This is a genomic window from Kitasatospora sp. NPDC094028, from assembly GCF_049543595.1.
Classification (GTDB): Bacteria; Actinomycetota; Actinomycetes; order Streptomycetales; family Streptomycetaceae; genus Kitasatospora.
Genome location: NZ_JBMVFA010000005.1, coordinates 324,777 through 338,089, shown reverse-complemented (window position 1 = coordinate 338,089; position 13,313 = coordinate 324,777). Strand labels below are relative to the sequence as shown.

Here is a 13,313-nt window from a genome sequence, read left to right as displayed (position 1 = left end):
TCGGGCCGTCGTCCATCCCCCCGGACGGACGAAGACCCCTCTCGCGTCGGGCCGTCGTCCATCCCCCCGGACGGACGAAGACCCTTCCGCGTCGGCCCGGATCGCTACCCGGGCCGAGCCTGACGGCCCGGATCGCTAGACCCGGACCCAGCCCACCACCAGCGGCCCGTACCGCTGCTGGAACTCGGCCACGATCTCCGGCGCCCGGCCCCAGAGGTCGGACTTCAGCCCGATCTCCAAGCCGGAGCCGTCGTCGTAGACCCCCCAGCTCCAGTCCTCGACGCCCTTGGCCTTCCAGTAGGCGGCGTCCGCCCGCACCCGGTCGGTCACGGCCTTCAGCTCGGTGTACGAGTGCTTGGCGTCCTGGAACACCACCTTGACGTCCGGCCAGGCGTGGGTCGCCACCCGCACGGTTCCGTCGAACCGGTCGGACGCCTCGGGGACGCGCTTGACGTAGAGCGTCCGAGCGGCCGCGTCCCAGCAGTAGCCGAGGTACTGAGCCTCGTAGGTGCTCGCGCCCACCCGGTCGACGGCGTCCGCCGCCGTGTACGGGTTCGCGGTCGCTTCCCGGCTCTGTGTCGGGAACTCCCGCAGCGAGTGCTCCACCGTCCACTGGTAGTCGGCGAAGTGGTCGGAGCGGGTGGGCTTCGCGGCGGGTTCGCAGGAGGCGACCGTCGTGCCGGGCTCCCGTCCCGCCGCCCCGGCCTTCGGATCCCCGGTCGGGTCGGCCGACCCGGAGGCCGCCGGACCGGCCGCCTTCGCCGCCGGGCCCGGGCAGGGGCAGTCACGGCTGAACTTCGCCATCCCGCCCGCCCCGACCGCCAGCACCACGGCCATCGCGACCCCGGCCGTGCCCCGCGCGACGACCCGCCGCCGGGCCCGGCGCACGCCCGCCGCCCGCAGCCCGGCCAGCGGCACCTCGCCGCGGGTCAGCCCGTCCGCCCGGGCGCCGAGGCGGGCCGTCAGCTCCCGCTCGAACTCCTCGTCCGTCGCGTTGATGTCGCGCTCGGTCGCCATGTCACACCAACTCCCTCTCGGCCGACAGTTCCTGACGCATCGCCTTCACCCCACGGGCCAGGTGCGTCTTGGCGGTCGGCAGCGAGCAGCCCAGTTCCTCCGCCACCCGGGCGAGCGGAAGGTCCACGTAGTAGCGCAGCACCACCGCGGCCCGCTGCCGCTTGGGCAGCGACCGCAGCGCGGCCGCCAGCCGTTCGTCCCCGACGTCCACCGGTTCCTGCGGGGAGTCGGGCGGCTCGGAGGTCAGCACCTCCCGCCGGGTCCGGCGCCAGCGGGAGACGTGGGTGCGGACCATCGTGGTGCGCACGTACGCCTCGGCCGCCTCCGGGTCCCGGATGGTCGCGCGCTTCGGGTAGACGCGTGCCAGGGCGTCGTGCAGCAGGTCCCGTGCGTCGTGGACGTCCCCGGTGATCAGGAAGGCTCCGCGCAGCAACGCGTGGTACCTCGCCGCGACGAACTCGTCGAACGGATCCCCGCCGACGCCCCCGGCACCCATCGAATCGCGCTTCATGACCACAGGACGCACGGCCCATCGAAAACGGATGACAAACTGATCGACATATTTTTTGCGCCAACGCGAAGGGCCGGTGCTCACCGAGAGCACCGGCCCTTCCGTCACGCATCCCTACTCCGCGGGCTCCCCCGCGCGCCTGCGCCGCAGCCACAGTGCGGCACCGCCGGCCGACACCAGCAGGCCGCCGCCGACCGCGAACAGCCCCGCGTCCGGCCCCATCGACTCACCGAGCACCGGCGCGAACTGCGCCGCCGCGGGCTCCGGGGTGACCGCCGGATCCGGCTCCGCGGCCGCGTCGGCGTGCGCCACCGCACCGCCCGACAGCAGCGCTCCCGCCACCCCCAGCGCGCCGGCCGTGCCGACCCGCCGTCCGAGCTGCACCAGCCGGACCACCCGGCGCCGCCGGAGCCGGCGGACCGGACGCAATCTCCGCATCGAGAACTCCCCAGGACTCGTTCGCGTACCAGGGCGACGCTATCCGATCCCGCACAGGCTTCTCACACGGATTCAGGTTTGGGGCGGCAAGCGTTGTACGACCGTTGCGTACCCCGCAGACCCCCGGCGCCGGGCCCGGGGGTGACGGACCATCAGGAGTTGTACGTGCCCTGCGCCCGCTCCAGGCCTTCGGACAGCAGCGCCTCCACCGCGTCCGCCGAGCGGTCCACGAACCACTCCAGCTCCTTGCGCTCGGTCGAGGAGAAGTCCTTCAGCACGAAGTCCGCGACCTCCATCCGGCCCGGCGGACGGCCGATCCCGCAGCGCACCCGGTAGTAGTCCGGACCGAGCGACTTGGTGATCGACTTCAGCCCGTTGTGGCCGTTGTCCCCGCCGCCCAGCTTCAGCCTCAGCGCCGCGTAGTCGATGTCCAGCTCGTCGTGGACGGCGATCAGCGCCGAGGCCGGCGCCTTGTAGAAGTCCCGCAGCGCCGTCACCGGCCCGCCGGAGAGGTTCATGAAGGACATCGGCTTGGCCAGCACCACCCGACGGCCCGCGAGCCGCCCCTCGGCCACCTGGGCCCGGCTCTTGTGCGCCTTGAACTTGGCGCCGATCCGCTGCGCCAGCAGATCGACCACCATGAAGCCGATGTTGTGCCGGTTCCGGGCGTACTGCTCGCCCGGGTTGCCCAGCCCCACCACCAGCCAGGGGCCCTCGTACTCGTCCGCCATGCCTGCCTCACTCCTCGGCTTCTCTCGACGCCATCATCCCGGACACACCGCTGCCCCGGCCGCTCCAGCGGGAGCGGTCGGGGCAGCGGCCTTCAGCTACGCGGTGCTACGAGGCTCAGGCCTCGGCGCCCTCGGCCTCGGCGGCCTCGTCCTCGGCCGGGGCGGCCTGGGCGGCGATGACCTGCAGGACGACGGCGTCGGCGTCGACGGCCAGCGAGACGCCGGCCGGCAGGACGATGTCCTTGGCGTGCACCGAGGCACCGGCCTCCAGGCCGGCGACGGAGACGGTGACGGCCTCGGGCAGGTGGGTGGCCTCGGCCTCGATCGGCAGGGCCTGCAGGACGTGCTCCAGCAGGTTGCCGCCCGCGGCCAGCTCGCCCTCGGTGTGGACCGGAACCTCGACGGTGACCTTCTCGCCACGCTTGACCAGGAGGAGGTCGACGTGCTCGATGTCGCGCTTGATGGCCTCGCGCTGGACGGCCTTCGGCAGCACGTACTCGTCCTTGCCCTCGATCGGCACGACCAGCAGGGCGTTCGGGGTCTTCAGGGCCATCATCAGGTCGTGGGCCGGCAGGTTCAGGTGAACCGGGGCGTGGCCGTGGCCGTAGACGACACCGGGGACGAAGCCGGCGCGACGGGCGCGACGGGCGGCACCCTTGCCGAACTCGGTACGGGTCTCGGCGGCGATGCGGATCTCGGACACGACTGCACTCCTCGTGAAAATGGCGCGGGGGTGCAGGCAACGCGAAAAACCGCCGGGACCACACCCTCAGTACGTTCGGGGGTCACTCGGCGGCAACGGCCTCTGCCGGCGGACGGAATCCGCTACCGGCAGCGCGTCGATCACGGAGCGGGCACCCGTCCAGCGGGCACACGGCATCCCTCGCCGAGCAGTTTCACGAGTCTAACCGCACCGGTGCCCTCCCGCGAAATCGGCGGCGGCCCCGGCCCGTTCGGACCGGGGCCGCCGACGCGGTCCTCCGTCAGTGCCCGCCCGGACGGGCGGGCCCGAGTCGGCTCAGTGCACGCCCTCGAAGAGGCTGGTGACCGAACCCTCCTCGAACACCTCGTGGATCGCGGCCGCGATCGACGGGGCGATCGACAGCGTGGTGATCTTGTCCAGCTGGAGCTCCGCCGGGGTGGGCAGCGTGTTGGTGAACACGAACTCGCTCACCCGCGAGTTCTTCAGCCGGTCCGCGGCCGGGCCGGAGAGCACGCCGTGGGTGGCGGCCACGACGACGTCCGCCGCGCCGTTCTCGAACAGCGCGTCGGCCGCGGCGCAGATGGTGCCGGCGGTGTCGATCATGTCGTCGACCAGGACGCAGACCCGGCCCTTGACGTCACCGACGACCTCGGCGGACAGGATGGTGTTCGCCTGGGTCATGTCGCGGCGCTTGTGGATGATCGCCAGCGGCGCGTCCAGCCGGTCGCACCACTGGTCGGCCACCTTCACCCGGCCGGCGTCCGGCGAGACGACGGTCAGCTTGGAGCGGTCCACCTTCTCGCCGATGTAGTCGGCCAGCAGCGGCAGCGCGAACAGGTGGTCCACCGGGCCGTCGAAGAAGCCCTGGATCTGCGCGGTGTGCAGGTCCACGGCCATCAGGCGGTCGGCACCGGCCTGCCGCAGCAGGTCGGCGACCAGACGGGCGGAGATGGGCTCGCGGCCCAGGTGCTTCTTGTCCTGGCGGGCGTACCCGTAGAACGGCAGGATCGCGGTGATGCTCCGGGCGGAGGCCCGCTTCAGAGCATCGATCATGATCAGCTGTTCCATGATCCACTGGTTGATGGGAGCCGTGTGGCTCTGCATCACGAAGCAGTCCGCGCCGCGCGCCGACTCCAGGAAGCGGACGTAGATCTCGCCGTTGGCGAAGTCGAGGGCCTTGGTCGGGACCAGCTCGGTCCCCAGCGCCTCGGCAACCTCCCTCGCCAGCTCCGGGTGGGCACGGCCGGAGAAGAGCTTCAGCTTCTTCTCACCCGACGTCGTGATCCCGCTCACTGCACCGTCTCCTCGCGTTGCGGACGCTGAACCCCGCACCCCGCCCGGGCAGGCGCAGCCCGCACACGGCATGGGATCGGGGAATGTCGGTACGCCTGGACACGGGCGGTAAGCCCAGTGGCGCACGTATGTCCCCCAGGTTACGCGCCCGCGCAGAAACCGTCCGCCCCGGGACCGCCCCCCACGGTCCCGGCCGTCCCGTCAGGCCTGCGGCGCACCGTCCGTCGCGGCCTGCGCGGCCTGCGCCGACACGGTCCCGGGGCGCTTGCGCTCCACCCAGCCCTCGATGTTGCGCTGCTGCGCGCGGTTCACGCCGAGTGCGCCGGGCGGGACGTCGGTGGTGATCACCGAGCCCGCGCCGGTGTAGGCGCCGTCACCGATCGTGACCGGGGCGATGAACATGTTGTCCGAACCGGTCCGGCAGTGCGCGCCGATGACCGTGCGGTGCTTCTTCACGCCGTCGTAGTTCACGGTCACCGAGGCCGCGCCGACGTTGGTGCCCTCGCCGATCGTGGCGTCCCCGATGTAGGACAGGTGCGGCACCTTGGCGCCCTCGCCCAGCTCGGAGTTCTTCACCTCGACATAGGTGCCGACCTTCGCCTTGCGGGCCAGCTTCGCCCCCGGCCGCAGGTAGGCGTACGGGCCGGTGACGGCCAGCTCGCCGATCTCGGCGCGGTCGGCCGTGGTGTTGCTCACACGGGCGCCGGCGCCGACCAGGGTGTCGGTCAGGGTCGAGTTCGGGCCCACCTCGCAGCCCTCGCCCAGGTGGGTGGCGCCGTACAGCTGGGTGTTCGGCAGCACCACGGCGTCCGGCTCGAACGTCACCTGCACGTCGAACCAGGTGGTCGCCGGGTCCACCACGGTGACGCCCTCGCGCATCGCCCGCTCCAGCAGCCGGTCGTTCAGCAGCCGGCGGGCCTGGGCCAGCTGCACCCGGTCGTTGATGCCCAGGATGTCGCGGTGGTCCTCGGCCACCACGGCGCCCACCCGGTGGCCGGCCGTGCGCAGGATCTCCAGGGTGTCGGTCAGGTACTCCTCGCCCTGCGAGTTGTCCGTGGTCAGCTCGGCCAGCGCCTCGGCGAGCAGCTTGGCGTCGAAGGCGAAGACGCCCGAGTTGATCTCGGCGATGGTCCGCTGGGTGTCGCTGGCGTCCCGCTCCTCGACGATCGCGGCGACGGTGCCGTCCTCGTCCCGCAGGATCCGGCCGTAGCCGAACGGCTCGGGGACGACGGCGGTCAGCACGGTGACGCCGTTCTGCTGCGCCTCGTGCGAGTTCGCCAGCCGGCGCAGGGTCTCGCCGGTGAGCAGCGGGGAGTCCCCGGCGGTGACGATCACCGTGCCGTCCAGCGTGACGCCGTCCGCGGCCAGCGCCTCCAGCGCCGTGCGTACGGCGTGCCCGGTGCCCTTCTGCTCCTCCTGCACCACCGGGCGCGCGGCCGGGTGGTGCGCGCTCAGGTGCTCGACCACCTGCTCGCGCTGGTGCCCGACCACCACCACGAGGTGACCGGGGGTCAGTTCACCCGCCGCCGAGACCGCGTGGCCGACCAGCGAGCGCCCGCACACCTCGTGCAGCACCTTGGGCAGCTTGTTCGACTTCATCCGGGTCCCGCCACCGGCGGCGAGCACGACAACGGCGGCAAGCGACTTGGCACCCAAGGGGAGGCTCCTCAGTAGGTTCACAGCGAGGGCAGAGCGGCCAGGGGCGCGGATCCGCACACATGCCCTGACCGTTCGAGGATAGTGCGAGGCTACCGGCGGGAACGCCGGGGCCTCGGCCCGCGGATGCCCGCCCGTGGCCGTTCGGATGGCTCCCGGAGGAGGATTCGAACCCCCATAAGCTGGACCAAAACCAGCTGTCCTGCCCTTAGACGATCCGGGACCGCGCGCCCGCTCGCAGGACTCCCGGCGGCGCGCTCGCCCAAGACTACGGGTTGGCGCGGCTCACATCTACCACCTGCGGCCAACCGCTCCCGCCGTTCCCGGGCGCGGTCGCGGGGCCCGCGGCGGGGGGTCCGCGGGCCGCCCGTCCCCGATCGGGTGCGACCTGCCGACTCACCGGACGGGCCGAGGGTTCATCCATCCAGTCGGGTGAATTCACTCAAGCGCCGCGCGGCGGTGTGTTCCCCTCGCCACGGAGCGCAACCTACGATGCCGTAGGTTACGCCCCCGTAGCCTCCGCTCCTCTCCCGTACCGGGACGCCGCAAAGGGACGCCCATGACCATCCAGGCAGGCGAGACGCGCGCGGGCGACGCCGCGTCTCCCACCCCGTCCGCCGACGACGACGCCGATCCGGCCGCCGACGCCGCCACCCAGCTGTCCGCCACCCGTGGCGGGGAGCGGCAGGGCCGGGCCGAGCGGATCGCGCTGCTGCTGTTCATCCTCGTGCCGTTCGCCGCCCTGGTGGCCGCCGTCCCGGTGGCCTGGGGCCGCGGGCTGGGGTGGACGGACGTCGCGATCGCCGTCGTCATGTACTTCCTCACCTGCCACGGCGTCACCGTGGGCTACCACCGCTACTTCACCCACGGCGCCTTCAAGGCCTCCCGCCCGGTCCGGCTGGGCCTGGCGATCGCCGGCAGCCTGGCCGTCGAGGGCCCGCTGGTGCGCTGGGTGGCCGACCACCGCCGGCACCACCGGTTCAGCGACAAGGAGGGCGACCCGCACTCGCCGTGGCGCTACGGCGAGAGCCTCCCGGCGCTGATGAAGGGCCTGTGGTGGGCGCACATGGGCTGGATGTTCGACGAGGAGCAGACCTCGCAGGCCAAGTACGCCCCCGACCTGGTCCGGGACCCGGCCATAAGGCGGATCTCCCGGCTGTTCTGGCTCTGGACCCTGATCTCCCTGCTGCTGCCCCCGCTGGCCGGCGGCCTGGTGACGCTCTCCTGGCAGGGCGCGCTGTCCGCCTTCTTCTGGGGCTCGCTGGTCCGGGTCGCGCTGCTGCACCACGTCACCTGGTCGATCAACTCGATCTGCCATGCGGTCGGCCGGCGCCCGTTCCGCTCCCGGGACCGCTCCGGCAACGTCTGGTGGCTCGCCGTGCTGTCCTGCGGCGAGTCCTGGCACAACCTGCACCACGCCGACCCGACCGCGGCCCGGCACGGGGTCCTGCGCGGGCAGATCGACTCCTCGGCCCGGCTGATCCGCTGGTTCGAGCTGGCCGGCTGGGTCCGGGACGTCCGGTGGCCGGACGCGCAGCGGATCGCCGCCCGCCGCGCCGCATGAGGCGGCGCTTCCAGCATGATGTAGGGGTGAACGGGAGCAGCGCAGACAGCACAGGCGGTCACCTCAGCACGCGGACGGACGCGGCGCCCGATACGGCGCCCGCCCGTCCGCGTGCCGCTGCACCGGCGGGCGGAGCCGCCGACCGGCGCCCCGGGAGCGACGGCCAGGCCGCCGCCGCGCCGCGCCGCCGCGGCGGCCGGGTCCGGATGACCGGCAAGCAGCGGCGGGAGCAGCTGCTGGAGATCGGCCGGACGGTCTTCGCGGAGCGCGGCTACGACGGCACCTCGGTGGAGGAGATCGCGGAGCGCGCCGGGGTCTCGAAGCCGGTGGTGTACGAGCACTTCGGCGGCAAGGAAGGGCTGTACGCGGTGGTGGTGGACCGCGAGATGCAGCTGCTGCTCGACATGGTGACCGGCGCGCTGACCGGCGGACACTCGCGCGAGCTGCTGGAGCAGGCGGCGTTCGCGCTGATGGACTACATCGACACCTCGACGGACGGCTTCCGGATCCTGGTCCGGGACTCGCCGGTGGCGCAGTCGACCGGCACCTTCGCCTCGCTGATCAGCGACATCGCCACCCAGGTCGAGGACATCCTGGGCCTGGAGTTCAAGTCCCGCGGCTTCGACGCCCGGCTGGCCCCGATGTACTCGCAGATGCTGGTCGGGATGGTCGCGCTGACCGGCCAGTGGTGGCTGGAGGTCCGCAAGCCGGACAAGGCGACGGTGGCGGCGCACCTGGTGAACCTGGCCTGGCACGGGCTGGAGGGCCTGGAGCGGCACCCGAGACTCGTCGGCGAGCGCAAGGGCTGAGCCCGCGGGCCCTCAGCGCCTGACCCCGACCGCGAAGATCCGCCGGAACGGGAACACCGTCCCGTGCGGCCCGGCCGGGTAGGCCTCGCGCAGCAGCCGCCCGTACTCGGCGAGGAAGGCGGCCCGGTCGGCCGGGTCGGTGAGCCGGGTGAGGACCGGGCGCAGGGCGCTGCCCTTGACCCACTCCAGGACCGGGTCCGGCCCCGGCAGCAGGGTGGAGTAGGTGGTCTCCCAGACGTCGGGCAGGCAGCCGGCCGCGGCCAGCGCGTCGAGGTAGCGCCCGGGCGGGTGGACGCCGGCGCGGACGGCCTCCGCCCCGAGCGCGTCGCGCCAGCGGGCGCTGCGGCGCAGGTCGGCGAGCAGGGTGTGGCTGGGGGCGTCGAAGTTGCCGGGCACCTGGAGGGCGAGGACCCCGCCGGGTTCGAGGGCGCCGGCCCAGCGCGGCAGCAGCGCGAGGTGCCCGTCCACCCACTGCAGGGTGGCGTTGGAGACGATCAGGTCGGGCCGCGCCGGGGCCGGGTCGTAGTCGCGGGCGTCGGCGAGCAGGTACTCGGCGGTGGGTTCGCCCTCGGTACGGGCGGTGGCGAGCATCGGGGCGGAGCTGTCGACGCCGGTGAGGCGGGCGTGCGGCCAGCGCTCGCGCAGTGCGGCGGTGGAGTTGCCGGGGCCGCAGCCGATGTCGATCACCACCTCGGTTCCCGGGTGCGGGAGGGCGGGGACGCGGGCCAGCAGCTCACGCAGCGGGCGGGTCCGTTCGTCGGCGAAGCGCAGGTACTGAGTCGGGTCCCAGACGGGGGTGGTCATGGCTCACCTCTCAAGTATCTCGATATCAAGATATCTCCGGTTAGCCTCGCTGGCACATTTCTCGATGTCAAGAGACTTCACATCGACACATCCACCGATACACTGATCGTCATGGAGGACGAGGTCGACAGGCTGGTCGCAGCGTGGCGCCGGGAGCGCCCCGACCTCGACGTGGAACCGCTCGAGGTCCTCAGCCGGGTCAGCCGGCTAGCCCGGCACCTGGACCGCGCCCGCCGCACCGCCTTCGCCGAGCACGGCCTGGAGCCCTGGGAGTTCGACGTGCTGACCGCCCTTCGGCGGGCCGGCTCCCCGTACCAGCTCTCCCCCGGCCAGCTCCTCACCCAGACCCTGGTCACCTCCGGCACCATGACCAACCGGATCGACCGCCTCACCGGCAAGGGCCTGGTCAAGCGCCTGCCCGACCCGGACGACCGGCGCGGCGTACTCGTCCGGCTCACCGACGACGGACGGGACCGCGCCGACCAGGCGCTCGCCGGACTGCTCGTGCACGAGCGCGCACTGCTGGCCCAGCTGACCGCCGGCCAGCAGGGCGAACTCGCCGGACTGCTGCGGCTGCTGGTCGCCCCGTTCGACAACATCCCGGGCTGAGCCCGCGCGCTCCCCGACCCCGCTCGCCCTTCGGCCCGCTCGCCCTCAGCCCCGCTCGCTCTCGGCCCCGCTCGCCCTCAACCCCGCTCGGCGGCGCCCGCCACCGACTGCGGAGGCGCCGGGACGGCCGGCTCGGCCGGGCTCACCCCCGCCCGGCGGGCCACCGCGACGGCCGCCAGCGTCGAGTGCACCCCGAGCTTGCCCAGCACGTTCTGCATGTGGGTGCGGACGGTGTGCGGCGACAGGTACAGCCGCTCGGCGACGGCCTGCCGGCCGAGGCCCGCGACCATGCAGCGCAGGATCTGCTTCTCCCGCGGCGTCAGGGTGTCCACCAGCCGCTCGCTCTCGGTGCGGTCGCGCCGGGCGGTGGTCAGCTCCCGGATCACCCCGGTGAGCAGCGCCGGCGGCAGGTGCGTCTCGTCCCGCAGCACGCCGCGGATCACCGCCAGCAGCCGGGCCAGCGAACTCTCCTTGGCCACCCAGCCGGTGGCGCCCGCGTGCAGGGCCCGGGCGGCGCGGTGCGGGTCGTCGGCGACGGCCAGGACGACGGCGCGCAGCCCCGGGTGGGCGCGGCGGAGCCGGCCGAGCAGGGTGATGCCGTCCGGCGCCGGGGCGACGGATCTGAGCTGGTCCGGGCGGTGCTGCTGGAGGCGGTCGGCGCGCTCGTCGAGCACCGGACGGGCGCCGGGCGGCGGCGCGGACACCGCCGCGGGCGGCAGGGCCGGGCGGCGCGGCTGCGGCACGGCCGGGGCCGGGCGGCGGCGGGCGGCCGGATCGCCGGGCTGACCGGCCGGCGGGCCCGCCGGCGGGAGGTGCGCCGGCCGGGCCGGCTGGGCCGGCTGCGCGGCCGCCGCCTGTGCGGCCTGCACCGCCTGCGCGGCCTGCGCGCCGAGGTCGGCGTCGACCAGCACCACGTCGTAGGGCCGGCCCTCGGTGCCGGCCCGTTCCAGCGCCCGCTCGGCGGCGGCCGCACTGCCGGCCGCACCCACCTCCACGTCCGGCTCGGCGGCGAGCGCCGCGGCCAGCGCCTCGGCGAAGATCCGGTGGTCGTCGACCACCAGGACGCGGATCCGCCCCATCGTCAGTTCCCCCCTGCTCAGACCGCCCGAGCCGACCCGGTCCGCCCCCGGGGCCCGGTGCCGCCCTCAGCGTACGGGCCGGGAAAGGCGCTCGTGGTGGTTTGGTGAAGTTTCGTCAGGATGTGCGCGGGTGGCCGGAATCGTCCCCTCGGGGCGGCGCTTGCGCGAACGCGACGGGCGCCACCCCCCGGGTGGGGAGCGGCGCCCGCGGGCGTCGTCCGGCCGTCGTTCCTACCGGCCGTCCTTCCTACCGGCTGCTCGCCGTCACCGGCCGGTGCGCTCCAGGGTGAACTTCCAGGCGTCGGCGACGATGTCGTCCAGGCCGGGGCGGCGCGGCTGCCAGCCCAGCGCCTGGTGGGCGCGCTCGGCGGAGGCGACCAGCACGGCCGGGTCGCCGGCCCGGCGGGCGGCGATCTGCACCGGGATCTCCCGGCCGGTGACGCGCTTGACCGACTCGATCACCTCGCGGACCGAGAAGCCGTTGCCGTTGCCCAGGTTGCAGATCAGGTGCTCGCCCGGCTTGGCCGCGTCCAGCGCCAGCAGGTGCGCGTCGGCGAGGTCCGCGACGTGGATGTAGTCGCGGATGCAGGTGCCGTCCGGGGTCGGGTAGTCGTCGCCGTACACGGCGATGTGCGGGCGCTGGCCGAGCGCGGCCTGGAAGACCAGCGGGATCAGGTGCGACTCGGGGTCGTGCCGCTCGCCGTAGGAGCCGTACGCACCGGCCACGTTGAAGTAGCGCAGCGAGACGGCGGCCAGGCCGTGCGCGACGGCCTCGCTGGTGATCAGGTGGTCCACGGCCAGCTTGGTGGCGCCGTAGGTGTTGGTCGGCGCGGTGCGGGCGGTCTCCGCGATCGGGACGACCTCCGGCTCGCCGTAGGTGGCGGCGGTGGAGGAGAACACCAGCTTGCGCACGCCGGCCGCGCGCATCGCGCTGATCAGCTCCAGCGAACCGGCCACGTTGTTGCGCCAGTACTTCTCCGGGTCCACGACCGACTCGCCGACCTGCGAGGAGGCGGCGAAGTGCAGCACGCCCTCGAAGGAGTCGTCCAGGACCTTGCCGGCCTCCTGGATGCGACCCTCGACGAACTCGGCCCCGGCCGGGACGCCCTCGCGGAAACCGGTGGAGAGGTCGTCCAGGACGGTCACCTGGTGCCCCGCCTCCAGCAGGTGGGCGGCCACCACGCTGCCGACGTAGCCGGCGCCACCCGTGACCAGGTACTTACTCATGTTGAGACCTCCAGCGGGCGACGGCGCCCGCCCGGTCGGCGGCGCCGTCGACGAGATGCGAACGACTGGGGCCATTCTCCCTGCCCGCCGGTGTGCTCCGGACCACGCCGGCGGCCCCGGCGGCCTCGCCCCGCACCGTTCACCCCGCGCTCAGCCGTCCGTCATCCGCTCCAGCAGACCGGTGCGCGCCGCCACCGCGGCCGCCTCCAGCCTGGTCCGCGCGCCGAGCTTCATCAGCACCCGCTGGACGTGGGTCCGGGCGGTGCTCGCGGCGATCCGCATCCCGGCCGCGATCGCCGCCGTGTCCTCGCCGTCCGCGATCCGGGCCAGCACCTGCACCTCACGTCGGGTCAGCAGCCGCAGCAGCCGCACCGCCTCGTCGTCCGGCTCGACCGCCGGGCGCAGCAACTGGTCGAAGGCCCCGCGCAGGACGTCCACGGCGACCGCCGCCTCCCCCGCCCGGGCCCGCCCGATCGCCCGCTCGACCACCTCGATCCGCTCGTCGCTGGGCACGTACCCGGCCGCACCGGCCGCGAACGCCCCCGCCACGCCGCGCAGTTCACCCACCGGCCCGAGCACGATCACGGCCACCCCGGGGCACTCCCGGCGGATCCGGCGCAGCCCGTCGAAGGCCCCCGGCCCACCCGGCGCGGCCACTCCCAGCAGGCACACCTCCGGGCGCCGCCCGACCACCAGGTCGGGCGCCACCGCGGCCGGGGTGCCGACCGCGAGCACCCGGTGCCCGCGCAACTGGAGCGCGGTGGCCAGCGCCTCGGCCAACAGCCGGTGGTCGTCGACCACCACGAGTCGAACGCCCATGACGCCCTCCCGGTCGGGGTCGCGCCCGCACCCCTCGGGCGGACGGCCGATGA

14 protein-coding genes and 1 tRNA gene are annotated in these 13,313 nt (G+C 73.7%); 3 read left to right on the top strand and 12 right to left on the bottom strand.

The genetic code is table 11. The annotated features are described in order from the left end of the window. Positions 1–135 precede the first annotated feature (135 nt). The 8 genes from ACPC54_RS11645 to ACPC54_RS11610 form a co-directional block, all read right to left on the bottom strand. On the bottom strand, positions 136–1,017 hold the full coding sequence (locus ACPC54_RS11645; RefSeq protein ID WP_498963794.1) for a hypothetical protein: 882 nt from the start codon (positions 1,015–1,017) through the stop codon (positions 136–138). A 1-nt stretch (position 1,018) separates the two neighbouring features. Then, positions 1,019–1,528, bottom strand: a complete 510-nt coding sequence (locus tag ACPC54_RS11640; protein ID WP_498963792.1) for a SigE family RNA polymerase sigma factor — start codon at positions 1,526–1,528, stop codon at positions 1,019–1,021. Between the two features lie 114 nt (positions 1,529–1,642). Further along, the gene (locus ACPC54_RS11635) at positions 1,643–1,966 is read right to left on the bottom strand and encodes a hypothetical protein (protein ID WP_498963790.1); all 324 of its coding nucleotides are present in this window, start codon (positions 1,964–1,966) and stop codon (positions 1,643–1,645) included. Positions 1,967–2,118: 152 nt separating this feature from the next. After that, positions 2,119–2,697 (bottom strand): aminoacyl-tRNA hydrolase, encoded by a 579-nt coding sequence (pth, locus tag ACPC54_RS11630; protein ID WP_498963788.1) that lies wholly within the window; start codon positions 2,695–2,697, stop codon positions 2,119–2,121. Between the two features lie 115 nt (positions 2,698–2,812). After that, the gene (locus ACPC54_RS11625) at positions 2,813–3,400 is read right to left on the bottom strand and encodes a 50S ribosomal protein L25/general stress protein Ctc (protein WP_498963786.1); all 588 of its coding nucleotides are present in this window, start codon (positions 3,398–3,400) and stop codon (positions 2,813–2,815) included. A 315-nt stretch (positions 3,401–3,715) separates the two neighbouring features. Continuing rightward, a complete protein-coding gene (locus tag ACPC54_RS11620; RefSeq protein WP_498963784.1) occupies positions 3,716–4,693 on the bottom strand; it encodes a ribose-phosphate diphosphokinase in 978 nt (325 codons plus the stop codon). A 201-nt stretch (positions 4,694–4,894) separates the two neighbouring features. Then, positions 4,895–6,349, bottom strand: coding sequence for a bifunctional UDP-N-acetylglucosamine diphosphorylase/glucosamine-1-phosphate N-acetyltransferase GlmU (gene glmU, locus ACPC54_RS11615; protein ID WP_498963782.1), 1,455 nt, complete (start codon positions 6,347–6,349; stop codon positions 4,895–4,897). 149 nt (positions 6,350–6,498) lie between these two features. Next, positions 6,499–6,572, bottom strand: a tRNA-Gln gene (locus ACPC54_RS11610). A 336-nt stretch (positions 6,573–6,908) separates the two neighbouring features. On the opposite strand from ACPC54_RS11610, the gene ACPC54_RS11605 reads away from it, so the two are divergent. Together ACPC54_RS11605 and ACPC54_RS11600 are read left to right on the top strand one after the other, a co-directional pair. After that, the gene (locus tag ACPC54_RS11605) at positions 6,909–7,913 is read left to right on the top strand and encodes an acyl-CoA desaturase (protein WP_498963780.1); all 1,005 of its coding nucleotides are present in this window, start codon (positions 6,909–6,911) and stop codon (positions 7,911–7,913) included. Positions 7,914–8,119: 206 nt separating this feature from the next. Next, the gene (locus ACPC54_RS11600) at positions 8,120–8,722 is read left to right on the top strand and encodes a TetR/AcrR family transcriptional regulator (RefSeq protein ID WP_063780418.1); all 603 of its coding nucleotides are present in this window, start codon (positions 8,120–8,122) and stop codon (positions 8,720–8,722) included. Between the two features lie 12 nt (positions 8,723–8,734). On the opposite strand, the gene ACPC54_RS11595 is transcribed toward ACPC54_RS11600, so the two are convergent. Next, positions 8,735–9,526 carry a methyltransferase domain-containing protein gene (locus tag ACPC54_RS11595; RefSeq protein WP_498963778.1) on the bottom strand — a complete coding sequence of 264 codons (792 nt, stop codon included), beginning with the start codon at positions 9,524–9,526 and terminating at the stop codon, positions 8,735–8,737. A gap of 111 nt (positions 9,527–9,637) precedes the next feature. Here ACPC54_RS11595 and ACPC54_RS11590 point away from each other — a divergent pair, with 111 nt between their 5' ends. After that, positions 9,638–10,135: a MarR family winged helix-turn-helix transcriptional regulator gene (locus ACPC54_RS11590; protein ID WP_498963776.1), complete on the top strand. Its 498-nt coding sequence runs from the start codon at positions 9,638–9,640 to the stop codon at positions 10,133–10,135. 77 nt (positions 10,136–10,212) lie between these two features. Here ACPC54_RS11590 and ACPC54_RS11585 read toward each other — a convergent pair whose 3' ends face one another. From ACPC54_RS11585 to ACPC54_RS11575, 3 genes are all read right to left on the bottom strand, one after another. Further along, positions 10,213–11,214: a LuxR C-terminal-related transcriptional regulator gene (locus ACPC54_RS11585; RefSeq protein WP_498963774.1), complete on the bottom strand. Its 1,002-nt coding sequence runs from the start codon at positions 11,212–11,214 to the stop codon at positions 10,213–10,215. 264 nt (positions 11,215–11,478) lie between these two features. Next, positions 11,479–12,441 carry a UDP-glucose 4-epimerase GalE gene (gene galE / locus ACPC54_RS11580; protein ID WP_498963772.1) on the bottom strand — a complete coding sequence of 321 codons (963 nt, stop codon included), beginning with the start codon at positions 12,439–12,441 and terminating at the stop codon, positions 11,479–11,481. A gap of 150 nt (positions 12,442–12,591) precedes the next feature. Further along, complete coding sequence (locus ACPC54_RS11575; protein WP_498963770.1) at positions 12,592–13,260, bottom strand: response regulator transcription factor; 669 nt, start codon at positions 13,258–13,260, stop codon at positions 12,592–12,594. Between the last annotated feature and the right edge of the window lie 53 nt (positions 13,261–13,313).